This window comes from Pasteurella atlantica (genome assembly GCF_963693435.1).
GTDB lineage: Bacteria > Pseudomonadota > Gammaproteobacteria > Enterobacterales > Pasteurellaceae > Phocoenobacter > Phocoenobacter atlanticus.
In genome coordinates this window covers 1,793,445-1,820,393 of the sequence record NZ_OY856306.1, presented here as the reverse complement: position 1 = coordinate 1,820,393, position 26,949 = coordinate 1,793,445, and the positions used below count along the sequence as shown (strand labels likewise).

24 protein-coding genes and 1 pseudogene are annotated in these 26,949 nt (G+C 32.8%); 21 read left to right on the top strand and 4 right to left on the bottom strand.

Features of this window, described 5'->3' with window-relative positions; all coding sequences use genetic code 11:
• The first annotated feature begins 1 nt into the window (after position 1).
• From U9966_RS08470 to U9966_RS08425, 10 genes are all read left to right on the top strand, one after another.
• Positions 2-2,986: a toxin VasX gene (locus tag U9966_RS08470; RefSeq protein WP_306355627.1), complete on the top strand. Its 2,985-nt coding sequence runs from the start codon at positions 2-4 to the stop codon at positions 2,984-2,986.
• Positions 2,983-4,080 (top strand): hypothetical protein, encoded by a 1,098-nt coding sequence (locus tag U9966_RS08465; protein ID WP_306347856.1) that lies wholly within the window; start codon positions 2,983-2,985, stop codon positions 4,078-4,080. Before U9966_RS08470 ends, U9966_RS08465 begins: the two co-directional genes overlap by 4 nt.
• Positions 4,077-4,235, top strand: a complete 159-nt coding sequence (locus U9966_RS08460) for a hypothetical protein (RefSeq protein ID WP_306347924.1) — start codon at positions 4,077-4,079, stop codon at positions 4,233-4,235. The genes U9966_RS08465 and U9966_RS08460 overlap by 4 nt, the downstream gene beginning before the upstream one ends.
• On the top strand, positions 4,232-5,305 hold the full coding sequence (locus U9966_RS08455; RefSeq protein ID WP_306347923.1) for a hypothetical protein: 1,074 nt from the start codon (positions 4,232-4,234) through the stop codon (positions 5,303-5,305). The genes U9966_RS08460 and U9966_RS08455 overlap by 4 nt, the downstream gene beginning before the upstream one ends.
• A 31-nt stretch (positions 5,306-5,336) precedes the next feature.
• Positions 5,337-8,285: a toxin VasX gene (locus U9966_RS08450; protein WP_306355626.1), complete on the top strand. Its 2,949-nt coding sequence runs from the start codon at positions 5,337-5,339 to the stop codon at positions 8,283-8,285.
• A complete protein-coding gene (locus tag U9966_RS08445) occupies positions 8,282-9,349 on the top strand; it encodes a hypothetical protein (RefSeq protein WP_306347396.1) in 1,068 nt (355 codons plus the stop codon). The genes U9966_RS08450 and U9966_RS08445 overlap by 4 nt, the downstream gene beginning before the upstream one ends.
• A 31-nt stretch (positions 9,350-9,380) precedes the next feature.
• On the top strand, positions 9,381-9,908 hold the full coding sequence (locus tag U9966_RS08440; protein WP_306347395.1) for a hypothetical protein: 528 nt from the start codon (positions 9,381-9,383) through the stop codon (positions 9,906-9,908).
• The gene (locus U9966_RS08435; protein ID WP_306347394.1) at positions 9,905-10,975 is read left to right on the top strand and encodes a hypothetical protein; all 1,071 of its coding nucleotides are present in this window, start codon (positions 9,905-9,907) and stop codon (positions 10,973-10,975) included. The genes U9966_RS08440 and U9966_RS08435 overlap by 4 nt, the downstream gene beginning before the upstream one ends.
• A 291-nt stretch (positions 10,976-11,266) precedes the next feature.
• The gene (locus tag U9966_RS08430) at positions 11,267-12,394 is read left to right on the top strand and encodes a DUF808 family protein (RefSeq protein WP_306347393.1); all 1,128 of its coding nucleotides are present in this window, start codon (positions 11,267-11,269) and stop codon (positions 12,392-12,394) included.
• A 1-nt stretch (position 12,395) separates the two neighbouring features.
• Complete coding sequence (locus tag U9966_RS08425) at positions 12,396-12,620, top strand: hypothetical protein (RefSeq protein WP_090920874.1); 225 nt, start codon at positions 12,396-12,398, stop codon at positions 12,618-12,620.
• A gap of 19 nt (positions 12,621-12,639) precedes the next feature.
• Here U9966_RS08425 and U9966_RS08420 read toward each other — a convergent pair whose 3' ends face one another.
• Positions 12,640-14,490: a GNAT family N-acetyltransferase gene (locus U9966_RS08420; RefSeq protein WP_306347392.1), complete on the bottom strand. Its 1,851-nt coding sequence runs from the start codon at positions 14,488-14,490 to the stop codon at positions 12,640-12,642.
• 2 nt (positions 14,491-14,492) lie between these two features.
• A complete protein-coding gene (locus U9966_RS08415) occupies positions 14,493-15,206 on the bottom strand; it encodes a BUD32 family EKC/KEOPS complex subunit (protein ID WP_306347391.1) in 714 nt (237 codons plus the stop codon).
• A 155-nt stretch (positions 15,207-15,361) separates the two neighbouring features.
• On the opposite strand from U9966_RS08415, the gene nanQ reads away from it, so the two are divergent.
• On the top strand, positions 15,362-15,829 hold the full coding sequence (gene nanQ / locus U9966_RS08410) for an N-acetylneuraminate anomerase (RefSeq protein WP_306347390.1): 468 nt from the start codon (positions 15,362-15,364) through the stop codon (positions 15,827-15,829).
• A gap of 90 nt (positions 15,830-15,919) precedes the next feature.
• Here nanQ and purU read toward each other — a convergent pair whose 3' ends face one another.
• Together purU and U9966_RS08400 are read right to left on the bottom strand one after the other, a co-directional pair.
• Positions 15,920-16,756: a formyltetrahydrofolate deformylase gene (purU, locus tag U9966_RS08405; protein WP_306347389.1), complete on the bottom strand. Its 837-nt coding sequence runs from the start codon at positions 16,754-16,756 to the stop codon at positions 15,920-15,922.
• A gap of 77 nt (positions 16,757-16,833) precedes the next feature.
• On the bottom strand, positions 16,834-17,241 hold the full coding sequence (locus U9966_RS08400; protein WP_211598440.1) for an H-NS family histone-like protein: 408 nt from the start codon (positions 17,239-17,241) through the stop codon (positions 16,834-16,836).
• Between the two features lie 235 nt (positions 17,242-17,476).
• On the opposite strand from U9966_RS08400, the gene polA reads away from it, so the two are divergent.
• From polA to U9966_RS08350, 10 genes and pseudogenes are all read left to right on the top strand, one after another.
• Positions 17,477-20,272, top strand: a complete 2,796-nt coding sequence (gene polA / locus U9966_RS08395) for a DNA polymerase I (protein WP_306347388.1) — start codon at positions 17,477-17,479, stop codon at positions 20,270-20,272.
• A 73-nt stretch (positions 20,273-20,345) separates the two neighbouring features.
• Positions 20,346-20,978 (top strand): dual OB domain-containing protein, encoded by a 633-nt coding sequence (locus U9966_RS08390; protein ID WP_306347387.1) that lies wholly within the window; start codon positions 20,346-20,348, stop codon positions 20,976-20,978.
• A gap of 2 nt (positions 20,979-20,980) precedes the next feature.
• Positions 20,981-21,421: a DUF488 domain-containing protein gene (locus tag U9966_RS08385; protein ID WP_306347386.1), complete on the top strand. Its 441-nt coding sequence runs from the start codon at positions 20,981-20,983 to the stop codon at positions 21,419-21,421.
• Positions 21,421-22,017: a DUF4326 domain-containing protein gene (locus U9966_RS08380; protein WP_306347385.1), complete on the top strand. Its 597-nt coding sequence runs from the start codon at positions 21,421-21,423 to the stop codon at positions 22,015-22,017. Before U9966_RS08385 ends, U9966_RS08380 begins: the two co-directional genes overlap by 1 nt.
• A gap of 15 nt (positions 22,018-22,032) precedes the next feature.
• On the top strand, positions 22,033-24,015 hold the full coding sequence (locus U9966_RS08375) for a hypothetical protein (protein WP_306347384.1): 1,983 nt from the start codon (positions 22,033-22,035) through the stop codon (positions 24,013-24,015).
• Between the two features lie 2 nt (positions 24,016-24,017).
• A pseudogene (locus U9966_RS08370) lies at positions 24,018-24,424 on the top strand (pyrimidine dimer DNA glycosylase/endonuclease V).
• Positions 24,425-24,450: 26 nt separating this feature from the next.
• The gene (locus U9966_RS08365; RefSeq protein ID WP_322631697.1) at positions 24,451-24,801 is read left to right on the top strand and encodes a hypothetical protein; all 351 of its coding nucleotides are present in this window, start codon (positions 24,451-24,453) and stop codon (positions 24,799-24,801) included.
• Between the two features lie 102 nt (positions 24,802-24,903).
• A complete protein-coding gene (locus U9966_RS08360) occupies positions 24,904-25,086 on the top strand; it encodes a hypothetical protein (protein ID WP_306347382.1) in 183 nt (60 codons plus the stop codon).
• Positions 25,087-25,101: 15 nt separating this feature from the next.
• Positions 25,102-25,488 carry a pyrimidine dimer DNA glycosylase/endonuclease V gene (locus U9966_RS08355; protein ID WP_306347381.1) on the top strand — a complete coding sequence of 129 codons (387 nt, stop codon included), beginning with the start codon at positions 25,102-25,104 and terminating at the stop codon, positions 25,486-25,488.
• Positions 25,489-25,823: 335 nt separating this feature from the next.
• Positions 25,824-26,927 (top strand): BapA/Bap/LapF family prefix-like domain-containing protein, encoded by a 1,104-nt coding sequence (locus U9966_RS08350; protein ID WP_306347380.1) that lies wholly within the window; start codon positions 25,824-25,826, stop codon positions 26,925-26,927.
• Positions 26,928-26,949: the final 22 nt, after the last annotated feature.

Here is a 26,949-nt window from a genome sequence, read left to right as displayed (position 1 = left end):
TATGACAAAAAAGTCTCTATCAGATTTTAGTTTTGAAGATTATCAAAAGATAGCAAAAGATTTTTCATTGGATAATGTAGATTGGTCAGAGCGTCAATGTGGAGTACCAAAGATACCAATTTATCCTGTTCGCTATGGTTTAACGAAAGATTATATTGATAAAGTAAAAGGAGGGCAAGCTTCTTATCAACACCCAGTTATAGGTAATATTCCTGAGCCAAGTGGAATGAGTCGTACTGACGTGCACCAATTACAACAAATCCGTCAAGGTTTTATCTATATTTATGCTCATACTCAACATAGAGAGTCATCAACGGACTGTAAGGGTAAATGGATGGTATTTCGCTATTTGACAAATCATAATGATGCGAATGGCGTTTTTCATTCTACTAAGATAGAGATGAAAAATTATTCGGGTAAGCCCACATTTTTTCTTTATAATTGGAAAGAAGAGGGGGCAGAAGGGAATTGGGATAGAGCGGAGTTAAAGGGATATGATACGGTCTTTGTCGATCCAGATGTTAAGTTTATTGATATTGCGTATAGTGATTATGCCTGGCCGCCACAGTTATTTGATAGTTTAGAGAGTGATGATAAATTACGTCAAAAATTGATGGTATCAGTAAATACAGATGAGAGGGATAAAATAACGACATATTCAGCCCCATTGGAAAAGATTGATGAGTTTGTGTTGGAGTATAGCAGTAAAGAAAATTTATTAGTGTTGAGTGAGGCGTGGCATACTTGTGTTGTGAATGCGGAAATGCCGATAAAGACGTTAGATGGAGAAAAAGGGTTAATCGTTGCATTAAGAGACACCTTAGGAGAGATACAGGAATTACAACAGTGTCATATAATTTTATCGGAAAGGCAGAAGCAGTATTTTGCTGAATATGCTTATCCTTTGACAATAGGGGATATAATCCACCCTAAGTTAATGCATAAGTTGAGAGGGACGACTTATGAGGGTAAGGAAAAGACGTTATTTGAACAAGATATGTATAAAAAGCAACTTATAGTTGATTTTGAAGATGAATATAAAAAAATTGCAAAGAAAGGGATAGAGGATTATGAGAAACCCACTAAAGAGATAGTGGCGATGATAGCGACGTTAGCGAAAAGACCGTCTTTTTCGGGTTATATAGAGGCTTTGGGAAAGGGAGTAAAGCAGGCGAAGACGGATAATGGTGCGATACTTGGAAGTGGTTGTTTATTGTCTACAGTGGGCGATGTTTGTTACTCATTAGAATGCTCTCCAGAGGGAGAGAAGGTGATTAATTCGGTGTTGGGCGCGACACTTCAAAAGAAAGATAACGCCTTTGATTTAAGTGAATGGGGTGTTTTTTTATCATCAATGTTAGATAAAGTGGATAGTATTGTTAGTCTGATTCATAAAGATAGGCGAATAAGCAGTAAATTGTTAGCCCCATTTTATTGGGGAATGGAGAAGCTTTTTTATACGAGTGGTCGGGCATTAGTTAAACAATGGATACTAGATTTAGACAATACTAAGGTTGCATTATCGAGTGAAAAACTATCTCGTATTTATAATTTAGAAGGTTTAGATAAAACACCAGATGAGTTTTTTTCTGCAATGATAGAAGAGATTTTATCAGAAACCAAGGCAGAGATGTTGCGAAAAAGAATAGATCGCCGAGAAAGAAGACCGTATTTACGCCAGTTGAAAAAGTTATTAAAGCCGAAGATAAAAGCAGGGAAAATGAAGATTCAGGCGGCAGAAAAGATAAGCCAATTGAAGGCTCAACATTTTCATGGAGCAGTAGGGGTAATGGGTATTTTTACGGGATTGTTATCATTAAGTTCAGATGATGCGATACAACGTAAATTGTCACACAGTGGGGTGGAGTATTTAGCAACAAATAGGGTGTTGTTAAAAACGGCGGCAATAACAGATATTACGTTGGCGACTTGGGGTGTGGCGTCAGGTAAGGCGTGGGCAAAGAGTTTGGGGATACCAGAGATGCCGGATAAGATAGTTCCACCAAAAGGAGCCGGAAAATTAAGTTTACGAACAGTGGGGGCGAATAAGGTCGCTTTTGGTGTTCTTGGGTTAAATATTATTGCAGGCGTAGCGGGTATGATTATTGCTTATGGAGGCATTGAAGCAGCGATAAGGCATGATGATAAAATAGCTTTATGGAGCTATCGAATGATTATGATATCAGGGGCGGTAACGACTTTTGCACCGCTTGTTGCCAAAGGAATCGCTTCTATTTTAGGTGTAACATTGGCAATAAACCCTCTTTTAACTATAGCCGCTATTATTGCGATTATAGCAGGAGGAGTCTTATTTTTCTTTGCTAAAAATGAGTTACAAAGTTGGCTAAGCACAGGGTTTTGGGGAAATTCTGAAAATTATCCGTTTTGGAAAGAGACAGTACGTCCACCATTAATTAAGCAAATTGAAGCAGCTAAAATTTTAGCCAACCTAGAGGCTAAAAAACAAGTAAAAGAGAATGAAAAATTGATTAATAATGCCATTGCAACAGGAGAACTACTGTTGCATAAAAATACTGAAGAAGTGTTATGGTTAAAATATCAGCGTATCAGTGAAGGCTTTGCGGAAGAACTGTATGAATATGGTATTTTAGGTGGCTTACAAGTTAGTCAACTATCTACTGGGGCTCGTTTCGTGACTATTAGATGTGCCGAGTTTAGTAAAACACCTCCTAATACAACTAACTTAATCGTTAAGTACAGTGTGATTAGAGAAGGTAAACTAATCACCAATAAGCTGACTTGGAAGGCACAATTAATCTCACAAAGTTTTGTTGTGATTGATTTAAAGGAAGAAAAGATAACAGATAAAGCGATTCGTATTGATGCCACATTTACAGATAAGGAAGATGAGGAGTTTGAAGGATACAGTGAAACGGTTGAATATAAGAATGCGTTAACCAAAATAGCCAGAGAAAGAGGGTCGGGCTACTGGCCTATTTATGGATTAAGGGAGGTGAAAAAATGAGTAATCATCAACTAAGTCGTAGAGAAAAGTATGCCATTCACCGTTGGTTTAAAAAGATAGATGATAATACATTAGAGCTTAAAGAAAAGCGATTAGGACCGATAAAACTTATTTTCTTATTTATGCTCTCTTTGGCTGTCTATTATGATTTTATTCACCCTGAGTATAGGGAAATGAATATTCATTCATTACAATTTTCTTTTATGCCAGAAACGAGGTTTCAAGAAACATGGTATAGATATTATGGAGATGATCTTGAAAATCCAGGATTTTCCAAAAAGGGAGAAAGTAAAGCTCAGTTTATGGCTGAAATGTGGGAAAAACATAAACATAGGGTATGGGATGGTTATGGGATGGTCGCATATTATATTTTCTTATTAACAATGATATTATGGCCAAATAAACGGCGGATTCGATTTGACCGTAAGAGAGGGATTATTTATACCTATGCGAAAGGGAAATTATATGTTACCGAAATTAATAAATTAATGCGTCCTTTGTCGGAGTATATTGCGAATAAGCGTCTTGCTGTTGTACTGTGGGTACACCCTTATCAATATACCAAACGTTTTCGTTTTTTTCTTGAACCCTCTCAAATGGCTTTTTATGACTATACTATGTGGTTACCGTTATTTGGATTGATATTTACATCAAAAAAGGCATTTTTTAAGAAAAGTAGCACTCCATTAATGCAACGATTTTTAGTTGATTTTATGAATCCTGATATAGAGCCAGAGCGGTTGGCAAGTATGATGGAAGCGGTATCTTCAAGACGTAATTTATTAGAATGGGTAATGTGTATTTTAATAGGTTGGATTGATGGGTTATGGTGTAAGGGTTTACCGAAACAATCTGTTTTAGAAAAAGCATTAGCAGATTATTTTTCTGATATTGCACCAACAATCCAAGCCTTACCTTCTTGGCGTAGTGCTAAGCAGAAGGAATATGAAAAAGAAAAAAGATTTCTCCGTATTATTTCAGTAAAAGAAAATAAACAAGCAGGTTTTAGAAAAGTGCCTTGTCCAACTTTATTTGAATATCCTACAGATTCTTTACATTATGATGGTTGGGGTAAAATAGAGGAATCATCGTGATTGATTTAAGAGAAAAGGATAAAACAGATAAGGAAGATGAGGAATTTGAAGGATACAGTGAAACGGTTGAATATAAGAATGCGTTAACTAAAATAGCCAGAGAAAGAGGGTCGGGCTACTGGCCTATTTATGGATTAAGGGAGGTGAAAAGATGAGTATTCATCAACTAAGTCGTAGAGAAAAGTATGCCATTCGCCGTTGGTTTAAAAAGATAGATGATAATACATTAGAGCTTAAAGAACAGTGGCTAGGACCTATAAAATTTATTTTCTTATTTATGCTCTCTTTGGCTGTCTATTATGATTTTATTCACCCTGAGTATAGGGAGATGAATATTCATTCATTACAGTTTTCTTTTATGCCAGAAACGAGGTTTCAAGAAACATGGTATAGATATTATGGAGATGATCTTGAAAATCCAGGATTTTCCAAAAAGGGAGAAAGTAAAGCTCAGTTTATGGCTGAAATGTGGGAAAAACATAAACACAGAGTATGGGACGGTTATGGGATGGTCGCATATTATATTTTCTTATTAACAATGATATTATGGCCAAATAAACGGCGGATTCGATTTGACCGTAAGAGAGGGATTATTTATACCTATGCGAAGGGGAAATTATATGTTACCGAAATTAATAAATTAGTCCGTCCATTACATGATTATTTGGATATTCGAGATCCTTATAAAATAACAATCTGGGTTCACCCTTATATCAAAACGACTAAATATTTTGCAGATGATTCACGAATGAATTTTTGTGACTATTCAATGTGGTTTTGGGGTATGGCACAACGACCTCAAAGAGGAAATTTATTCTTAATGCAACGTTTTTTAATTGATTTTATGAACCCAGATGTAGAGCCAGAGCGATTAGAAGGTATGATGAAAGCAGTATCCGGCTGGCGTGACCCGTTAGAATGGTTGATACGTTTAACAGTAGGACTGTCGGATAATGGTTTGTATTGTAAACCATTACCAAGAAAGGCTTTTTTAGAAAAAGAACTGGCACATTATTTTAGTCATATTGCTCCTAGCATAAAACAACACCCATCTTGGAGAAGAAAGGCACATTATGATGATCCTAAAGAATTTTTTAATGTGAAAGCCATTTCAGATAAAGAAAATAGACGAGCAGGTTATTCAAAAGTACCTTGCCCAAATTTATTTGAGTATTTAACGCCTTCTCAATTATATAATATCTGGTTTGTAGATAGAGATAGTTAGCTTTTAGTCGTTTGAAATAGTGATGTTTTTTATGATAAAAAAGGTTATATCAGATTTTAGTTTTGAAGATTATCAAAAGATAGCAAAAGATTTTTCATTGGATAATGTAGATTGGTCAGAGCGTCAATGTGGAGTACCAAAGATACCAATTTATCCTGTTCGCTATGGTTTAACGAAAGATTATATTGATAAAGTAAAAGGAGGGCAAGCTTCTTATCAACACCCAGTTATAGGTAATATTCCTGAGCCAAGTGGAATGAGTCGTACTGACGTGCACCAATTACAACAAATCCGTCAAGGTTTTATCTATATTTATGCTCATACTCAACATAGAGAGTCATCAACGGACTGTAAGGGTAAATGGATGGTATTTCGCTATTCGACAAATCATAATGATGCGAATGGCGTTTTTCATTCTACTAAGATAGAGATGAAAAATTATTCGGGTAAGCCGACATTTTTTCTTTATAATTGGAAAGAAGAGGGGGCAGAAGGGAATTGGGATAGAGCGGAGTTAAGGGGATATGATACGGTCTTTGTCGATCCAGATGTTAAGTTTATTGATATTGCGTATAGTGATTATGCCTGGCCGCCACAGTTATTTGATAGTTTAGAGAGTGATGATAAATTACGTCAAAAATTGATGGTATCAGTAAATACAGATGAGAGGGATAAAATAACGACATATTCAGCCCCATTGGAAAAGATTGATGAGTTTGTGTTGGAGTATAGCAGTAAAGAAAATTTATTAGTGTTGAGTGAGGTGTGGCATACTTGTGTTGTGAATGCGGAAATGCCGATAAAGACGTTAGATGGAGAAAAAGGGTTAATCGTTGCATTAAGAGACACCTTAGGAGAGATACAGGAATTACAACAGTGTCATATAATTTTATCGGAAAGGCAGAAGCAGTATTTTGCTGAATATGCTTATCCTTTGACAATAGGGGATATAATCCACCCTAAGTTAATGCATAAGTTGAGAGGGACGACTTATGAGGGTAAGGAAAAGACGTTATTTGAACAAGATATGTATAAAAAGCAACTTATAGTTGATTTTGAAGATGAATATAAAAAAATTGCAAAGAAAGGGATAGAGGATTATGAGACCCCCACTAAAGAGATAGTGGCGATGATAGCGACGTTAGCGAAAAGACCGTCTTTTTCGGGTTATATAGAGGCTTTGGGAAAGGGAGTAAAGCAGGCGAAGACGGATAATGGGGCAATACTTGGAAGTGGTTGTTTGTTGTCTACAGTGGGCGATGTTTGTTACTCATTGGAATGCTCTCCAGAGGGAGAGAAGGTAATTAATTCGGTGTTGGGCGCGACACTTCAAAAAGAAGATAATGCCTTTGATTTAAGTGAATGGGTTGGTTTTTTATCATCAATGTTAGATAAAGTGGATAGTATTGTTAGTCTGATTCATAAAGATAGGCGAATAAGCAGTAAATTGTTAGCCCCATTTTATTGGGGGATGGAGAAGCTTTTTTATACGAGTGGTCGAGTATTAGTTAAACAATGGATATTAGATTTAGACAATACTAAGGTTGCATTATCGAGTGAAAAACTATCTCGTATTTATAATTTAGAAGGTTTAGATAAAACACCAGATGAGTTTTTTTCTGCAATGATAGAAGAGATTTTATCAGAAACCAAGGCAGAGATGTTGCGAAAAAGAATAGATCGCCGAGAAAGAAGACCGTATTTACGCCAGTTGAAAAAGTTATTAAAGCCGAAGATAAAAGCAGGGAAAATGAAGATTCAGGCGGCAGAAAAGATAAGCCAATTGAAGGCTCAACATTTTCATGGAGCAGTAGGGGTAATGGGTATTTTTACGGGATTGTTATCATTAAGTTCAGATGATGCGATACAACGTAAATTGTCACACAGTGGGGTGGAGTATTTAGCAACAAATAGGGTGTTGTTAAAAACGGCGGCAATAACAGATATTACGTTGGCGACTTGGGGTGTGGCGTCAGGTAAGGCGTGGGCAAAGAGTTTGGGGATACCTGAGATGCCGGATAAGATAGTTCCACCAAAAGGAGCCGGAAAATTAAGTTTACGAACAGTGGGGGCGAATAAGGTCGCTTTTGGTGTTCTTGGGTTAAATATTATTGCAGGCGTAGCGGGTATGATTATTGCTTATGGAGGCATTGAAGCAGCGATAAGGCATGATGATAAAATAGCTTTATGGAGCTATCGAATGATTATGATATCAGGGGCGGTAACGACAGCGGGTGGTGCTGTAAGTATAATGACGGCAGGAGCAGCGAAGGGGACATTAATGGCTGGATTAGGCTCTGCTATGGCACCAGTACTATTTGTAGCCGCTATTATTGCGATTATAGCAGGAGGGATCTTATTTTTCTTTGCTAAAGATGAATTACAAAGTTGGCTAAGTACAGGGTTTTGGGGAAATTCTGAAAATTATCCGTTTTGGAGATTGGAAGAGCGAGAGGAAATATCAAGACAAATAAATGACGCCAAAATATTAGCCAATCTTGAAGCAAAGAAAGCGTCAGAGAGCGATATTCCTACTGAAGAATCTTTTGAATATAGCCGTATCAACAGAGGTTTTATTGAAGAATTGTATGAATATGGTATTTTAGGTGGCTTACAAGTCAGTCAACTATCTACTGGGACTCGTTTCGTGACTATTAGATGTGCCGAGTTTAGTAAAACACCTCCTAATACAACTAACTTAATCGTTAAGTACAGTGTGATTAGAGAAGGTAAACTAATCACCAATAAGCTGACTTGGAAGGCACAATTAATCTCACAAAGTTTTGTTGTGATTGATTTAAAGGAAGAAAAGATAACAGATAAAGCGATTCGTATTGATGCCACATTTACAGATAAGGAAGATGAGGAATTTGAAGGATACAGTGAAACGGTTGAATATAAGAATGCGTTAACTAAAATAGCCAGAGAAAGAGGGTCGGGCTACTGGCCTATTTATGGATTAAGGGAGGTGAAAAGATGAGTATTCATCAACTAAGTCGTAGAGAAAAGTATGCCATTCGCCGTTGGTTTAAAAAGATAGATGATAATACATTAGAGCTTAAAGAACAGTGGCTAGGACCTATAAAATTTATTTTCTTATTTATGCTCTCTTTGGCTGTCTATTATGATTTTATTCATCCTGAATACAGGGCGATGAATATTCATTCATTACAATTTTCTTTTATGCCAGAAACAAGGTTTCAAGAAAATTGGAAATGGAGAGAAGATAGAAACAATTTGGGTTTTACTAAAGAGGGTGATAGTAAAGCGGAATATATGGCTGAAATGTGGGAAAAACATAAACATAGAGTATGGGACGGTTATGGGATGGTCGCATATTATATTTTCTTATTGACAATGATATTATGGCCAAATAAACGGCGGATTCGATTTGACCGTAAGAGAGGGATTATTTATACCTATGCGAAGGGGAAATTATATGTTACCGAAATTAATAAATTAGTCCGTCCATTACATGATTATTTGGATATTCGAGATCCTTATAAAATAACAATCTGGGTTCACCCTTATATAAAAACGACTAAATATTTTGCAGATGATTCACGAATGAATTTTTGTGACTATTCGATGTGGTTTTGGGGTATGGCACAACGACCTCAAAGAGGGAATTTATTCTTAATGCAACGTTTTTTAATTGATTTTATGAACCCAGATGTAGAGCCAGAGCGATTAGAAGGTATGATGAAAGCAGTATCAGGCTGGCGTGACCCATTAGAATGGTTGATACGTTTAACAGTAGGACTGTCGGATAATGGTTTGTATTGTAAACCATTACCAAGAAAGGCTTTTTTAGAAAAAGAACTGGCACATTATTTTAGTCATATTGCTCCTAGCATAAAACAACACCCATCTTGGAGAAGAAAGGCACATTATGATGATCCTAAAGAATTTTTTAATGTGAAAGCCATTTCAGATAAAGAAAATAGACGAGCAGGTTATTCAAAAGTACCTTGCCCAAATTTATTTGAGTATTTAACGCCTTCTCAATTATATAATATCTGGTTTGTAGATAGAGATAGTTAGCTTTTAGTCGTTTGAAATAGTGATGTTTTTTATGATAAAAAAGGTTATATCAGATTTTAGTTTTGAAGATTATCAAAAGATAGCAAAAGATAATACGGTAAAACAAGGGAAAGTATTTTCACAAGGATTTTTGCAAAATTATAACAGTAAGTTACCGCTTGTACTTTATGAATATGGTATTTTAGGCGGATTACAAGTCAGCAAGCCGTCTCCAGAGGGACGTTTAGTGACGATTAGATGTGCCGAGTTTAGTAAAACACCTCCTAATACAACTAACTTAATCGTTAAGTACAGTGTGATTAGAGAAGGTAAACTAATCACCAATAAGCTGACTTGGAAGGCACAATTAATCTCACAAAGTTTTGTTGTGATTGATTTAAAGGAAGAAAAGATAACAGATAAAGCGATTCGTATTGATGCCACATTTACAGATAAGGAAGATGAGGAGTTTGAAGGATACAGTGAAACGGTTGAATATAAGAATGCGTTAACAAAAATAGCCAGAGAAAGAGGGTCGGGCTACTGGCCTATTTATGGATTAAGGGAGGTGAAAAGATGAGTGTTCATCAACTAAGTCGTAGAGAAAAGTATGCCATTCGCCGTTGGTTTAAAAAGATAGATGATAATACATTAGAGCTTAAAGAACAGTGGCTAGGACCTATAAAATTTATTTTCTTATTTATGCTCTCTTTGGCTGTCTATTATGATTTTATCCACCCTGAATACAGGGCAATGAATATTCATTCATTACAATTTTCTTTTATGCCAAAGAAGGTATTAGAGAGAGATTTTCATTATTATAGAGAAGATAGCAACAAATTGGGTTTTACTAGAGAGGGTGATAGTAAAGCAGAATATATAGCTGAAATGTGGGAAAAACATAAACATAGAGTATGGGACGGTTATGGGATGGTCGCATATTATATTTTCTTATTAACAATGATATTATGGCCAAATAAACGGCGGATTCGATTTGACCGTAAGAGAGGGATTATTTATACCTATGCGAAGGGGAAATTATATGTTACCGAAATTAATAAATTAGTCCGTCCATTACATGATTATTTGGATATTCGAGATCCTTATAAAATAACAATATGGGTTCACCCTTATATAAAAACGACTAAATATTTTGCAGATGATTCACGAATGAATTTTTGTGACTATTCGATGTGGTTTTGGGGTATGGCACAACGACCTCAAAGAGGAAATTTATTCTTAATGCAACGTTTTTTAATTGATTTTATGAACCCAGATGTAGAGCCAGAGCGATTAGAAGGTATGATGAAAGCAGTATCAGGCTGGCGTGACCCATTAGAATGGTTGATACGTTTAACAGTAGGACTGTCGGATAATGGTTTGTATTGTAAGCCATTACCAAGAAAGGCTTTTTTAGAAAAAGAACTGGCACATTATTTTAGTCATATTGCTCCTAGCATAAAACAACACCCATCTTGGAGAAGAAAGGCACATTATGATGATCCTAAAGAATTTTTTAATGTGAAAGCCATTTCAGATAAAGAAAATAGACGAGCAGGTTATTCAAAAGTACCTTGCCCAAATTTATTTGAGTATTTAACGCCTTCTCAATTATATAATATCTGGTTTGTAGATAGAGATAGTTAGTTTTTAGTCGTTTTAAATAGTGATGTTTTTTATGATAAAAAATTCTCTATGTGAAATATTAGATTTGTAAATTTTTGATTTGATCTATCCGCTATATTTATACCTAATAATGTTTTACTGTTGAGGAGATCGTTCATTCACAGGGAAGTATAAGCATATTTTGTCATTGTGATTGTTATTTAATTTCATCGAGTAGATTTTCTTATTATTTTTTAGTAAATCACTTATCGTGGTATCATATTAGAACTAAAATTATTACATTGATATAACATATTTTAAGGAATTTATTTTATGGCAGGATTATTAGGATATTTATCTCTTTTAGCCGATGATATCGGTAGCTTAGCGAGTAAAACCGTTGCAAGTACAACTAAAACAATAACCACCTCTTTTGATGATGTTGGTATTTTATTTGACGATATTGCAACTTATACTAAAGTGGCGGGAATAAAATCCACAGGTTTGATCGTAGATGATTTGGCAGCGATTGCCAGTATGACCAATGATACAACGTCTGAAATACTAAAAAAGGAATTATCTAAGGTTAGAACCACACAAGAATTAAAAGAGCATATTGAAAAATTGCCCGAAAATGAAAAGAAAGAGGTCTTAGCAGAGCTAGAAATTTTAAGACAAAAAGCAATTCAACAAGCCACAGGAAATGCGGCAAAACGAGAAATCCCAATTGTTTATAAAATTGCCAAAGGGAGTGTTAAAAACAAGTTTATCATTATTCCATTGGTATTATTGATGAGTGCTTTTATTCCTTGGTTAATTTCTCCTATTTTGATTTTAGGGGGAATATATTTAGCTTATGAAGGGGTTGAAAGTATTTTAGTAAAATTGGGAGCTCACCATAAAAAGCATAATAAAGATCCACAAAGTGTTCATTTAACATCAGAAGAGTTTGAAAATAAAAAAGTGGCAGGTGCTGTTAAAACAGACTTTATTTTGTCCTTTGAAATTATTGTGATTACCTTAGGCTTGGTACAAGAGAGTGATTTTATTACTAAACTTTTTGTTTTAATTTTAATTGGGATGATCACGACTGTGGCTGTTTATGGTATTGTTGGTTTGATTATTAAGTTAGACGATATTGGTTTTTATCTTAAAAAGAAACAAAGTGAATTTTTTCAATCGTTGGGTAATTTTTTAATTAAAGCAATGCCGATGTTGATAAAAGGCATTGGCATTATTGGTACGATCGCAATGCTTGCTGTTGGAGGGGGAATTATTTCACATCAAACTCACTTATTTCATTCTTTTGTGCATAGTATTGAAAGTATTCCTTTTGCTACTTTAATATTAGATATTATGCTTGCTTTGATTGTGGGCTATATTGCGGTTCAGAGTGTGGAAGTAGGCAAGAAATTTTTAAGAAATAAGCATCGAAAAATTAACAATACAAGAGATTTATAATATGAAAATATTTTTATTATTACCTTCTGCATTTTGGTTATTTTTAACAGCATTAGGATTTGGGGCACAAAGTTTAGCAAATTTAGTAGAATTAGTTGTTATTTTTTGTCTTTCAATTCTTTGTGTATTTATACCTGAACATTTTATTTCCTCAAAATATGTAGTAATTATTTTATTGATAATTACCTTTTTAACACGGCTTTTAATGCCAATTATTCCAGAGTAAAGAATATATAAAATGTACTTTATAGATATTTTTTAACTTCTTTTCTCGCTCTTTTTAACCACTCTTTTTTATAGTTTGGTAATTGCAGTTGCTCTCTATTCAGAACACTATTTAATTCAATTAATTCAGTTGGATAGCGTTGTTGTAAGCGCTTTAAACTTGCATAACAAGAAGTTAAAGAACGATGATAATAGGCAAAACCCTGTAGGTTTTTATGGTCGTTCTCCATAAATACAAGTTGATGTTCAAGCGGTACGATCTTGATCATTTTTTGCAAATTTTGTAAAAAAGGCAAAAGAAGGAAGTCTCGTTGAAATTGCATTTGGGCTTGCTTTACAAAAGTTAGCCCCTTTTCGCTGATTGGATATAACATCATTGCACTGTGGTAACCACTACTGGCTTCTTTGGATGGGCTAATTTGAACCAATTGGAAACCACAGCTTTTCCAAAAATTAAAAAGTTTTTCATTTAGACCAAAACTCACTGAAATAAAATCCACATTTTGTTGAGTTCGTATTTGCAAAATTAATTGAGAAACTAACCGCTTACCGATACCTTGTTGCTGTTTTTCAGGAGTCACGGCAATGCGAGAAATACGAATTGAACGTAATAAACAAGCTTCTATTAAATTTCCTTGAAAACAGAGGTATTGTGCCACTAAATTACCCTTTGGACGGCGTTTTCCTTGCCAAATTTCCTCGGCTAAACCTTTATCTAATCCGCCTTCAAAGATTGCCCAAATACCACCAATAAGTTGATGATTTTCAATATGTTTTAAATAATATTGATGAGGTGCATCAAACAAACGGCGTAGATCTGTTGGGGTAGTTTTATAATGAGCATTGGCTAAAAGTTGGTAAAAGGCTTGGTTGCTATTTGGGTCACTATTTTCAACATTATCTAAAATAAGCAGTTGGTTAACAAAATTTTCTAATGAATCATTATTTTTCCAGCGTAGGGCTTTTGTTAATTTCCATTGTTGGTAAGGACGTTTTAATTGAGGCAAAAACTTAAGACTAAAGCCTCGTCCTGTCCCTTCATAATTTTGAGTTGTAGTAGCCAATATGACTTTTTTAAAATAATGTGAAAATTGCTGTAACATTGGTAAAGGCAGACTTGCCGCTTCATCAATAAAAAGCCAATAATCATTAGTTAACTGTTGATTTTCAATTTGTTGAATAAGTTGATCGGGAGAAAAAAATAATATTTTGTCTTTATCTACATTTTGCCAAAAAGTGGGTAGAGCAGAGTGGCTCCGAGCGGTAATAATAACCTTTTGTTTTTGTTGAATATATTGTGCTAATTTTCCTAATAATGTAGATTTACCACGTCCTCTTGGTGCGGTAATTAAATGAATATCAGCTGAATGTTGTGGAAGTTCTTCAAAAATATTTTGTTGCTGTATGGTAAGTGATGAAAAATTGCAAATTTTTGAAAAGATCGTACCGCTTGTGAATTTATTAAAATCAAATTTTTCTACAATCTCAAATTGAAATTGTTCAACAAGTTGTTGAAAATAATTAAAAAAGTTCGGGCTTTTTATCTTTCCTTGTTCACTCCAACGGATCGCATCGAGATCTGTTTGTTGCGTTAAATGATGCCATTGAGGACAAATAATAATTAAGTAACCGTTATCTATAATGGTACCTGTAGCGATTGCTAATGCATCTAAATTAAAACAAACCCCCTCTTCACTTTGCATATCATAAATGACGTAATCAAGAGTTTGACCCAATAATTTTTTGGCATTTTTAAAAGAAAGAGTGGCAATATTCAGGTTTAAATCAGTGACGGTTTCACTTAAAAATACGCCATTTCCACCTAAAGGTTGAGCAGAAAATGGTGTAGTAACAATCACTAATTTACGCATAATTACTTGATATTTAAAATATATTCAAAAATACAAAAAGCGGCAATTAAGTCTGTTCTTGCAATCGGTTTAAAAGGAGACAATAACCAATATAACCAACGTTTATTTTTTATATAGTCAATAGTGGCTTTCCAAATCTCATTACCCCCTGCTTGAACATAACTTTCTACTGCTTGTTCAACACATTGTTGAGATAATTTTTCACGGTATAAACTATGGATAAAAATCAATAAATCTCGAACTTGACGATGTTCAAGAGCCTTATTGGAAACTTTATTTTCAAAATCAATAAAATAAATTTTATCCTCTAATAATGTGATATCTCGTACTGCAGGACGACCGTGTACAAAACCCTGTTGATGTATTTTTTGTAATTCGGTGGCGGCTAATGTTACTAAAAATTGCGTTTTTTCAGGGGTAATATCTTTATCATTTATTAATGAGCTGATAGATCTGCCAACATCATTTGTGACAAAGTAATCCTCTCCTGTCATTATTAATTTAGCTGTGGAAACATTGTGTTTATTGAGATAGGTTAATTGCTCAATTTCACGTTGTAATGCTTTTTGAGGAAAAGGTTTTAAAAAATGTTCAACACCTTGTAATTTTTCGGTTTGCTTCAGCCAATAGCGATTATCTTCAAATTCAAAAGAAGTTATTCGTTGTCCTTTATTTGCTTCTAATACTGCTTTTACTTGTTGCTCAAAAGTATTCATAATGCTTTAATGTGTTGAAAGAAGAGGGGATTTTATCCTTATTTTTTAACTAAATCAATTTTGTGTGAATTTTTGAAATAAAACTTTATTTTTTCTTGAGGTTTATGAAAGAAAAATTTATTATTTATTCAAGTTTTTAACTTTAAGGAGTGATTATGTTATTTGGGCATTTAAGTCGTGATGATTACGCAGTAGGTTTACCTTCTGTGTTTGCACGTTTGTGTGGGAAATTAAAATCTTTAGATTTAGTCAACCTACCTTTAGGTTGGCAAGATCTTGAAGAGGGCATTCGAATGAATGTAATGGAATTAGAAAGCTCACCAGCAGAGGGAAAAGTAGCGGAAATTCATCGAAAAATGATTGATGTTCATCTTTTAATTGAAGGTGAAGAGATGATTGAATATGGTCTGGTTGAACCTGATTTAAGTTTGTATAACGAATATAATGAAGCAGATGATTATCAAATTTCAGAGGTTATTGAAGATAAAAACCAACTTTTCTTAACGCCAAATTCTTTTGCTATTTTTATGCCGAATGAACCTCATAAACCAGTAAATTCAGTTAATGGAAATAAAAAATTGAAAAAAATCGTGGTGAAAGTTCCTGTCGAAATGTTGGCATAAATTATTTGCAGATAATTAAGCGGTGACATTTAAGCTAAAATTTGCAAATTTTCATAACAATGTCATCGCTATATTCTCATATTATTAAAATTACATTATCACTGTTTTATTATTATGCACGAATACTCGATTATCTAGTACATATTCTAAAGCTTGTGTTAAAACACTTTTCTCAACATCTTTACCTGCTTTTTGCATCAATTCAGCCGTGTAACTATGATCGACATTAATCACATTTTGCATAATGATCGGACCTTGATCGAGTTCATTATTAATAAAATGTGCCGTCGCACCAATAATTTTCACCCCACGTTCATAGGCTTGCTGATAAGGTTTTGCGCCTATAAAAGCAGGTAGGAAAGAGTGATGAATATTGATAACTCTATTAGGATAGCGTTCTACAAATTGTGGATTTAACACTCTCATATATTTTGCCAGTACAATATAATCTGGAGAGTATTCATCAATTTTATCTGCAAGTTGTTTATCGTGTTGTTCACGAGTTAAATTAAGATGACTAATAAAATGAAAAGGAATATCAAAACGTTCTACGAGATCTCGCAAAGTATCGTGATTGCCGATTACCGCAGCAATCTCCATATCTAAGCCTCCGTAATAATTTTTCATTAAGATATCACCTAAACAATGTGCTTCTTTTGTGACTAAAATAACAATTCGCTTTTTCTTCTTAGGAATTAATTGATAAAAACCGCCTTCAGGAAGACTATCTTTTAATTCTGTCAGAAAGTCGTCATCATTAAAAATACCTTGTAATTCTGTCCGCATAAAAAAGTATTTTTCATTATTATCTACAAATTCATTATTTTTTATAATATTGAATTGGTATTTATAGCAAATATTGGTAATTTTAGAGACTAATCCTTTTGCATCAGGACATTCTGTTAATAAAATCTTATTTTCAATCATTATTAATTTCCAAGGTTATAGAATAGAAAAGCCTATTAATTTAAGGGGGTAATAGGCTTACAAAAATAGACAAAATATTAAATTTTAAATTCAGAAAGTGATTGTCCTTTATCTAAGGCTTTTTGAATTATTTTGGGTGTACGACCTTGTCCAGTCCATTTTTTTTCATTTCCGTTTTCATCAATATATTTATATTTAGCAGGACGAAGTTTTGTGGTTTTACGTTGTTTATTTTTTATTGTTGGTTGTAAAGCGGTAACTAAATCTTCAGGATTGATACCGTCTTGTTCTAACATCTGTTTGTATTTATTTAAATTCTCAAGATATTTTTGATGTTTAGCTTCTTGCTTTGCTACTTCTTCTTTCTTTTCTTCAATGACTTGAGTTAATTTTTGTAATAGTAATTCAAGTTGAGATAACGAAGTTTCACGAGCAATTGCACGTAATGTTCTTATATTAGAAAAATTTTTAAATTTATTTGACACAATAATACTCCATAGATATAAAATAATTATACTTTTCTTTATATTAATGAAATTTTAAAAGATCGCAAATAATAATTATCAATTTTGCTATTTTTAGAATTGTAAATTTTTATTAAAATCATACCGCTATAATCATACTATAATACAGCTAGTTATTTACTCTTTTCTCAATGCGAAATTGCCGAATATAAGGTATAATCTCTCACAGATTTTTAAACTAAATTAAGAGATTTCAATGACAACAATCGCAAAAAATCCGTTCGTTTTAGTGGACGGTTCATCTTATCTTTATCGTGCATTTCACGCCTTTCCACCGTTAACCAACAAAGACGGTCAGCCAACAGGGGCGATGTATGGCGTGTTGAATATGTTAAAAAGTTTAATCGCACAGGTTGAACCAAGCCATATTGCGGTAGTGTTTGACGCTAAGGGTAAGACATTTCGTGATGAACTTTTTGAGCAATATAAAGCGCATCGTCCACCAATGCCTGATGATTTACGCACTCAAATTGAACCACTTCACACTATTATCAAAGCATTGGGCATTCCGTTGATTTCTGTTGAAGGCGTGGAAGCTGATGATGTGATCGGCACACTTGCTCTACAAGCCTCAAAAGAGGGTAAAGATGTGTTGATCAGTACGGGCGATAAGGATATGGCACAGTTAGTTGATGATCATATTATGTTGATTAACACAATGAATAATACCTTGTTGGATCGTGATGGCGTGGTTGAGAAATACGGTATTCCACCTGAACTGATTATCGATTATCTTGCATTGCGTGGCGATGCGTCAGACGGTATTCCGGGCGTAAAAGGTGTGGGTGAGAAAACCGCATTAGGTTTATTACAAGGCATAGGCTCGCTGAAAGAAATTTATCAAAATTTAGATAAAATCGCTGAATTAGGCTTTCGTGGTGCAAAAACCTTAGCACCAAAAATGGAGGCTGAAAAAGAAATGGCAGAGCTTTCTTATACCCTTGCGACCATTAAAACTGATGTGGAACTTGATGTAACCCACGATCAACTGGTTACTGAACCACAAAATCAATCTTTATTAGTTGAGTTATTTGAACGTTATCAATTCAAACGTTGGTTAAGTGAAGTGCAAGGCAATGCCAATCCTGTTACTCAACAACAAAAAGAAAATGTACCAAATGATTATCAAATAACGTCAAACCAAGCGGTTACATCAGAGAAAAAATTTGCAAAAATTGAAATAAATCGCACCGCTTATCAGCAAGTGGATAGTGAAGAATTATTACAACAATGGCTTGAAAAACTACAAAAAGTGAGCGTGTTTGCGGTCGATACTGAAACCGATAGCCTTGATGTAATGACAGCAAATTTAGTGGGAATTTCATTTGGTTTAGAAAATGGCGAAGCCTGTTATATTCCACTCGATCACAATTATTTAGGTGTGCCACAACAGTTGGATAAAAAGCAAGTTTTAGCCCAATTAAAACCGATTTTAGAAAATCCAGCAATTCTAAAAATAGGGCAAAATATTAAATATGACTTAACCATTTTTGCTCAAAATAACATTGAATTACAGGGTGTTGCCTTTGATACAATGCTAGAATCTTACACCCTAAACAGCACAGGGCGACACAATATGGACGCATTGGCGGATCGTTATTTAGGGCATAAAACCATTAGTTTTGAAGAAATCGCAGGCAAAGGTAAAAATCAACTTACTTTTGATAAAATCGAACTTGAACAAGCCACGCAATATGCTGCCGAAGATGCGGATATTACAATGAAATTACATCAAGTGTTATCCGCTGAATTGCAAAAAACGTCTGAATTAGTGAAATTATTTAATGAAGTAGAAATGCCGTTGGTTAATGTGCTTTCACGCATTGAGCGTAACGGCGTGTTGGTTGATGATCATCTTTTATTAGAGCAATCAAGTGAAATTTCAGCACGTTTGATAGAGTTAGAAGAACAAGTACATAACGAAGCAGGTGAAGTATTTAACCTTGCGTCAACCAAGCAGTTGCAAGAGATTTTATTTAATAAATTAAACTTACCAGTTATCAAAAAAACGCCAAAAGGTGCGCCATCAACCAATGAAGAAGTATTAGAAACCCTAGCAAATATGGGGCATAACGTACCAAAATTGATTATTGAACATCGTGGTTTAAGCAAATTAAAATCAACTTATACCGACAAATTGCCACAAATGATCAACCCAACAACAGGACGTATTCATACTTCGTATCATCAAGCGGTCACTGCAACAGGACGCCTTTCATCAAGCGATCCAAACTTACAAAATATCCCAATTAGAAACGAAGAGGGCAGACGTATTCGTAAAGCTTTCATCGCTCGCGAGGGGTATGTGATTTTAGCCGCCGACTATTCACAAGTTGAATTAAGAATTATGGCACACTTATCGAACGATCAAGGAATGATTACCGCATTCGCAGAGGGCAAAGATATTCACAAAGCCACCGCAAGTGAGATTTTTGGCGTACCACTTGATGACATCACAGGCGAACAACGTCGCAGTGCCAAAGCGATTAACTTCGGCTTAATTTATGGAATGTCTGCTTTTGGGTTGTCAAATCAACTTGGTATTTCACGAGGTGACGCTCAACAATATATGGATCTCTATTTCAAACGCTATCCAAATGTCCAACAATTTATGTTAGACATTAAACAAAAAGCAGCAGAACAGGGCTATGTTGAAACCTTGTTAGGTCGCCGTTTATATTTACCTGAAATTCAATCAAGCAACCAAATGCGTAAAAAAGCCGCCGAACGTGTCGCTATCAACGCCCCAATGCAAGGTACAGCGGCAGATATTATCAAAATTGCAATGATTAGCATTGATAAACAAATCCGTGATTGCGATGATATTCTAATGATTATGCAAGTCCACGATGAATTGGTGTTTGAAGTCAAAGCCGATAGAGTAGAGCATTATAGCAAGCTCATTAAAGCAGAAATGGAAAAAGCCTTTGAGTTGAAAGTTCCGTTGATTGCTGATGTTGGAGTTGGGGGAAATTGGGATGAGGCGCATTAAAATAATTAAAAATGGTTGAATTTACATAAAATAATCATATATTGTAAATATAGTATTCTTTTGGAGGTGTTTTATGGAAAAAGAAATTGTTATTTTGGCTAAATCAATTAAACATAATGGATATTGTGTAGCAGGTAAGTATTTTAGTACTAAGCAATGGGTACGTCTTGTTTCTAATTCAGGTGGAGGGCAATTATCTTTTGAACAAGTTCAATATGAAAATATCTATGGTAGATTTGAGGTTAAACCATTACAAAGAATGAAAATAGGATTAGTTAAAGAAGTTTCTTTAATTAATCAGCCTGAAAATTGGTTGATAGATAATCGATTATGGGTTCAAAATTATCGTATAGAAAAATCTGAATTATATAATTATCTTGATAAGCCAGAAGATCTTTGGGGCGATTCTCATAAGGTAAATTATAATAGTATTGAAAGTAGAAACATTTTAATAGAACAGTCACTTTATCTTGTAAAAGCTCATAATTTAAATTTATATATAACAGAAGATCAAAAGCGAAGAGCTAAATTTTGTTATAATAATATAAATTATGACTTACCAGTAACAGATCCGGAGTTTGATAATATTTTTAATGATAAAAATATTATAAATAATGCTATCTTGTGCATTAGTCTTGGAGAGGAGTTCAATGGTTATTGTTATAAAATAGTAGCTACAATATTTGAATGTGAAGAGGAAGGATAAAATTGGATATTTATACAATTGGTTTTACAAAAAAGAATGCAGAAACTTTTTTTGGTTTTATAAAATCTGCTAATATAAAAACTTTAATAGATGTTAGAATTAATAACATTTCTCAGTTAGCAGGTTTTGCCAAAAGAGATGATTTGAGATTTTTCCTTAAATCTCTCTGCAACGTAGATTATATTCATATGCCAGAATTAGCTCCTACACAGGATTTATTGAACGCATATAAAAAAGGAAATATGAGTTGGGATATCTATGAAGATAAGTTTTTAAATTTAATGGCTCAAAGAAATATTGAAAGAGTAATTTCTTCTTCATTATTAGAGCAAGGTTGTCTTTTATGTAGTGAACATAAGCCTCATTTATGTCATAGAAGATTAATTATTGAATATCTAAATGAAAATTCAAATTTAGATTTAAAAGTAAAACATTTATACTAATGAATTATATTCTTATTCTTTACCCTAAATTGTTTAATAGTTATAGTAAATTTTCTAGGAAAATAGAAAAAATAATATCTAGATTAGATAATGTAAATTTTTTAACTCAATCAGATCCTAATAATTTTATTTATAATTTCTCGAAAGATAGAGATATTAAGGTATTAAATTTTGATGATAATCAAGATTTAATAACACATGCCATTATATTTGATGATGGAGAGGAATTTTTGAATGAAACAGTTGGTCTAAAATCTATGCAGATTCCATTAAGAGTAGTAAAAATTGCTATTACGAGAGTTATCAATATAAAAACAGATATTAGATTTCAAATTAGTACAAATAATCAAGACTATGAGTATATAGGACGTGGTTCTTATTGGGGTAATCCATACTCTATGTATGAAAATGGTGATGATCGAGACGAAGTTATAAGAAAATTTAAATATGACTTTGATTATGAAAAATTTCCTAATAAAGATAAAGAAAAAGTATATTTACTAGCAGGAAAAAGATTAGGATGTTTTTGTAAGCCTCTTGCCTGCCATGGAGATATACTTGCAAATTTTCTGAATTCTTGGGATGACGGAAAATAAATCAATAATTTGATTATGAAAAAATCTAATTTTGAAAGAATACAACCATTCTCTAAAAATCATTTTTCGTTAGGATATGAATTATCTAAGGTCGAGAGTGTTTTATATAAAGATATTCTTAAAGAGTATACTGATATTAATGATATTTTAGAACTTTATACAGTTAAGAAATATATTGATAATGAAGTCCATTTAAAAAAGTGGGCTCAAACCGATCTTATATTATTTAAGGAAAAAGTAGAACAATATGGAAATATAATAGGTAAATTTATATCTACAATCAATAATGATAATATTATTGAATATATTGATAACTTAGAGTTTCAATATTCTAAATTATTTTGGGAGGTAATAAGTAATTTTAATTGCTTTAAAAAAATTTCAAAAGTAACTTTTAATAAAATTCTAGATTGTAAGCCACACAGCATAAGCTCTATTTTAAAAAATAAGAGATTAGTAGAGTATTATAGTAATGAACTAAAATTTTTTTTGATTGACTATGAATATTCTGCTGAAATTATTCTATCAGTGTATGAAAAAGATAATTCATCTAATCTTTACTTACCGAAATCACTGACGTTATCAGATAAAGAACATATTATTTTAAAATATCTAAGCAATGAGAATTTTAATGTAATAAATTTAAATTATATTACTTTAATAAAGGATATAAAAAATAATGATTTTTTAAAAATTTCTGATAAAACTAGGTTAATGGCAAAAAGATTATATGAAGAAAAAATAAAAGAATATCTTACTTTTAATCAAAGTATCAAAAGAGCAACATATGTTGGATTTTCTAAAGATATGGATACAATCAAAGATATTAAGATTGATGGAAATACTACATCATTTTTATATAATTTAGATTTTATTATCAATAATAATGAGTCTTATGCTCTCTTTAAAAATTTCAAATATTTGTTTGAATATATTGATGAAAAAAATAGAATTACTTTGGTTAGTAAGCCAAATAAAATGAGTACTTTTGAGAGAATGATGGGCGAAACTTCAAAATATCATTATCAGAAGGGATTTACATTTGATTCTTTTGAGACCGTTTCTCTTTTGCAAATACGAGGTTATACAGAGATTTTAATAAAAAAATTAAATATATCTTTGGAAGAAATAATTCATAGAATTTTTACAAAAGTTTTTCAAGAGAGATATGATTTTTCTGCAAACACTAGTTTTAATATTCCTAGTACGGAGTCATATCTTGAAAAAATAAGAATATTAGCACCTGAATTTGAATCAATCTTAAAACAATTTAAATTATTTGTAGAAGATAGTGATATTGATTTAGAACTTTTACAAATGTCATCTAAACCTGTCCATTTTTCTGAAATACCGAGTTTGAATCATTATAAATATATTTATTTAAATAATGATAACCCTATATTAGAAAATATATTAACTTTATTTTTCTCAGATCAAACATTGTTGCCTTATGTTGAACCTTACAAAGATAAAGGCTATAACTCTTTTTGGGATCTGATTATAAATGAAGATGTACTTTTTAATAGTTTTGAAGATTATTCAAAAAAGACATTAAATTTTCTTATAGAGCAAAATTTTATTTTTATAGATGATGATAATTTTATTAGATTTTTCAATCCTATTAGATTGCATCTTTTAAAAGATCTTTATGATAATGAAGTGGGAGCTTATTATCATTATCCAAAAGAATTTCAAGAAGAAGTAAAAATTATGGCTGATGAAGATCTTCTTTACTTTGAAGGCTCTTTATTATCAATTCCAGAACAAAAATATTTTAATTATTATCTAAATAAAAGTGAGTTTGTTAATGGACTAGATTTAAGAAATAGGTATGTACACGGTACACAAGCAAATGCAGATAAAGAAGATGAACACGAAAGAGCTTATTTAACTTATTTAAAATTATTGATTTTAGCCTTACTTAAAATAGATGATGATTTAAATATTTTTTATCTTCGTAAGAAAAAATTTAACTTTATAAATAAAAAAGATTATTAACCATGACAAGAATAAACTTAATCCCCCCAAAAGAACTCTGCGATCAACACCTTCTCGCAGAGTTCCGAGAACTGACTCGAATTCCTAATGCGGTTGCAAAAGGGAAATACAATTTAGTTGGAATGCCTGATGATTATAAGCTTGGAACAGGACACGTTCGTTTTTTCTTTAATAAATTGATGTTTCTTAAAAAAACGTTATCAAGATTTATATGAAGAATGTAAAGCAAGAGGGTTTAATGTGAAATATATTTGGTTAGATAACTTACCAGAAAATGGAGGTTTATGGCTAGATTATGCCGACTATGAATGCGATTGAAGTAAATAGGGCAAGAATTTTAGAAAGAATGCAGGCAAAACCAAGATTTACATCTCGTATAGAAAAATTTAACACAGGAGAAACAAAATGAAGAAAAATCTATTTTTAGTCTTTACTATGGCACTAGGGATACAAGCTTGTGCTTATCAAAATACAGATAGTAATACATCTATAAATTTTGATGTTAATTCATCTGGTAAAAGCCTCATTTTAGTGGCAGAAAATCATCTTATGTTACCCTTTAAGGGGAATACTTATATGATGGATACTTATATTGTACCATTTGAGAATCCTTATTATATAAGAGTGTTAAAAAAGGGTAAGGCTTCAATAACCAAAAAAGAAGCAGTAGAAGTATCTAAATACTACATTAAACCAAGAGGTTGTACTCAACCAATAAAACGAATGCCAGATTTAGATAAGTATAATACTGATAAAACAAAGTGGTTAATTGGAATTTCTTGTTAGTTAATGTAGGAAAGTATTACTTTGATAATTGAACATTAAGAAAAAGTATTTTAAATGGCACGACGATTTTTATAAAAAGAGTTTCTAAAAAATGTGAGATTAATGTTGGATCTTAATTCAGATCATAAATATATATCAGATTGGGTACTGGAAGCTTATAATCTCTCAATAGAATGGCGAGATGAAGTTAATGATTTTGCTATGGATTTAATATACCTTACTGAAGAGGGTTTTGAAATGACAGATGGTGAAATTAGAGAAAAACTTAATAAACTAGAAAAATAATTAAGGTTATTGGCTATGACAAGAATTAATGTGGTTTCTCCAACTGAACTCTGCGATCAACACCTTCTCGCAGAGTTCAGAGAACTAACTCGAATTCCTAATGCAGTCGCAAAAGGGAAATATAATTTAGTGGGAATGCCTGATGATTATAAGCTTGGTACTGGACACGTTCGTTTTTTCTTTAATAAATTGAGGTTCTTAAAAAAGCGTTATCAAGATTTATATGAAGAATGCAAAGCGAGACAATTTAATGTGAAATATATCTGGTCAGAAAACTTACCGGAAGATGACAGTTTATGGCTAGATTATATTCCAACGGTGAATGCGATTGAAGTCAATAGAGCAAGAATTTTAGAAAGAATGCCGGTGAAACCAAGATTTACGCCACGCATAGATGTGTAAATTTTTCTAAAAATCTTACCGCTTAAAAAGTACGTAATACCAAGGAAAAGTAAAATGAAGAAAAATCTATTTTACTCTTTACTATATATGAACTTACGAACTCAAGTTCATAGTTTGTAAAATACGCACTAAATTTTTACTTAATAGTCTTATTGCTTATTCTTTAAGCTATCGCCTAAGTTATAGACAAATATCGCTTTAATTTGTCTTAATTAACTATTCTCACTTGTATTTTTTTTCTTGTTTTTTATAATGACCAAGTTTTAATCTATCTTATCTTATTAAATATGGTATTTTATAGGAAAGGAGTTAGAGGTTTAAGTGAAGGAAATTTTATGAATATTATTAGAGAACTAAATCTTACAAAATATGTGGTTTTACCATTCAGTAGAGAACAAATAGTCTCTAGTATTAAAACTGGCGATGATTTATTAATTAAATTAAGTAATGGTGAGGTAGTAAGAGTTGAAGACTACTTTAGTATGTTTCGTCATTTAGTTTTAAATTCAGAGCAAGGTCAAAATGTTCAATTATTGGAAGTTGATGATATCTCTGGGTACCTGTTAAATACTAAAACACTTACTTACAATGAACAGTCTGAATTATTTGGTAACGATTTAGCAATGTTGAGTTCTCAAACATCAGAAGATGTTTTATTATCAAATGGTTTGAATTCAAGTGTTATCGAGGATTCAGGCGTTGTAGATGGTGTCACTGGTGGTATATTTCTAGGATTAGGTGCACTTGGTGCTGGAATAGGTGTTGCAACAGCAATTAAGCATAGTGATGACGATACTAAAGTTGATACAGTCAAAGGTATTGAGAATGATGCAAGTAAAACAGTGATTGATGTAAACAATGACGGTAATCCTGAGAAAGTAATAGTAACTAATATTGATTCAATTACAGGAGAGGTTGTTACAACGACAACAGAAGATAAAAATGATGATGGTATAATTGATAAAAAAACGATAACCGTTGATAAGGATGCAGATGGTATTGCTGAAAAAATTACTGAAATTACCATAGAGAAAGATGGAACAAAAATTACAAAAGTATTTTTAGATACAGATGATGATGGTAAATTTGAGGATGTGATCACGACAACAGAGCACCCTGATAAAACGATTACTACTGAAAGTAGAAGTGCTATTGCTGATAATAATGGCGATCTTGTTGACACTGATTTTATAAAAGATGACGCTAGTTTAGTTATTTCAGAAGGAACCTTAAATAAAATTGCTAACAGTGAAAATGGTCATAAAGTGATGGTAAATAATGAAAAACCAGCCAATCAGTCATCTTTAGAGAATGATTTTACTAAAACTGCTGAGACAGAAGGTCGTGATGGCGAAGAGTATGTGAAATATACTAATGATTCAGATGATATGTTAATTATTAACCCTGATATTACTAATAGTGATACATTTATTGTGTAGAAATGGTTTAATATATAAACTA

Excerpts from the sequence above, each read along its gene's own strand:
- U9966_RS08390 (WP_306347387.1), top strand. The coding sequence starts at position 20,346 with ATGGAAAAAGAAATTGTTATTTTGGCTAAATCAATTAAACATAATGGA.
- U9966_RS08355 (WP_306347381.1), top strand. The coding sequence starts at position 25,102 with ATGACAAGAATTAATGTGGTTTCTCCAACTGAACTCTGCGATCAACAC.
- U9966_RS08415 (WP_306347391.1), bottom strand. The coding sequence starts at position 15,206 with ATGAATACTTTTGAGCAACAAGTAAAAGCAGTATTAGAAGCAAATAAA.
- U9966_RS08470 (WP_306355627.1), top strand. The coding sequence starts at position 2 with ATGACAAAAAAGTCTCTATCAGATTTTAGTTTTGAAGATTATCAAAAG.
- U9966_RS08430 (WP_306347393.1), top strand. The coding sequence starts at position 11,267 with ATGGCAGGATTATTAGGATATTTATCTCTTTTAGCCGATGATATCGGT.
- U9966_RS08420 (WP_306347392.1), bottom strand. The coding sequence starts at position 14,490 with ATGCGTAAATTAGTGATTGTTACTACACCATTTTCTGCTCAACCTTTA.
- U9966_RS08450 (WP_306355626.1), top strand. The coding sequence starts at position 5,337 with ATGATAAAAAAGGTTATATCAGATTTTAGTTTTGAAGATTATCAAAAG.
- U9966_RS08445 (WP_306347396.1), top strand. The coding sequence starts at position 8,282 with ATGAGTATTCATCAACTAAGTCGTAGAGAAAAGTATGCCATTCGCCGT.
- purU (WP_306347389.1), bottom strand. The coding sequence starts at position 16,756 with ATGATTGAAAATAAGATTTTATTAACAGAATGTCCTGATGCAAAAGGA.
- U9966_RS08360 (WP_306347382.1), top strand. The coding sequence starts at position 24,904 with ATGTTGGATCTTAATTCAGATCATAAATATATATCAGATTGGGTACTG.
- U9966_RS08375 (WP_306347384.1), top strand. The coding sequence starts at position 22,033 with ATGAAAAAATCTAATTTTGAAAGAATACAACCATTCTCTAAAAATCAT.
- nanQ (WP_306347390.1), top strand. The coding sequence starts at position 15,362 with ATGTTATTTGGGCATTTAAGTCGTGATGATTACGCAGTAGGTTTACCT.
- U9966_RS08455 (WP_306347923.1), top strand. The coding sequence starts at position 4,232 with ATGAGTATTCATCAACTAAGTCGTAGAGAAAAGTATGCCATTCGCCGT.
- U9966_RS08425 (WP_090920874.1), top strand. The coding sequence starts at position 12,396 with ATGAAAATATTTTTATTATTACCTTCTGCATTTTGGTTATTTTTAACA.
- U9966_RS08350 (WP_306347380.1), top strand. The coding sequence starts at position 25,824 with ATGAATATTATTAGAGAACTAAATCTTACAAAATATGTGGTTTTACCA.
- U9966_RS08380 (WP_306347385.1), top strand. The coding sequence starts at position 21,421 with ATGAATTATATTCTTATTCTTTACCCTAAATTGTTTAATAGTTATAGT.
- U9966_RS08440 (WP_306347395.1), top strand. The coding sequence starts at position 9,381 with ATGATAAAAAAGGTTATATCAGATTTTAGTTTTGAAGATTATCAAAAG.
- polA (WP_306347388.1), top strand. The coding sequence starts at position 17,477 with ATGACAACAATCGCAAAAAATCCGTTCGTTTTAGTGGACGGTTCATCT.
- U9966_RS08465 (WP_306347856.1), top strand. The coding sequence starts at position 2,983 with ATGAGTAATCATCAACTAAGTCGTAGAGAAAAGTATGCCATTCACCGT.
- U9966_RS08365 (WP_322631697.1), top strand. The coding sequence starts at position 24,451 with ATGGCACTAGGGATACAAGCTTGTGCTTATCAAAATACAGATAGTAAT.
- U9966_RS08435 (WP_306347394.1), top strand. The coding sequence starts at position 9,905 with ATGAGTGTTCATCAACTAAGTCGTAGAGAAAAGTATGCCATTCGCCGT.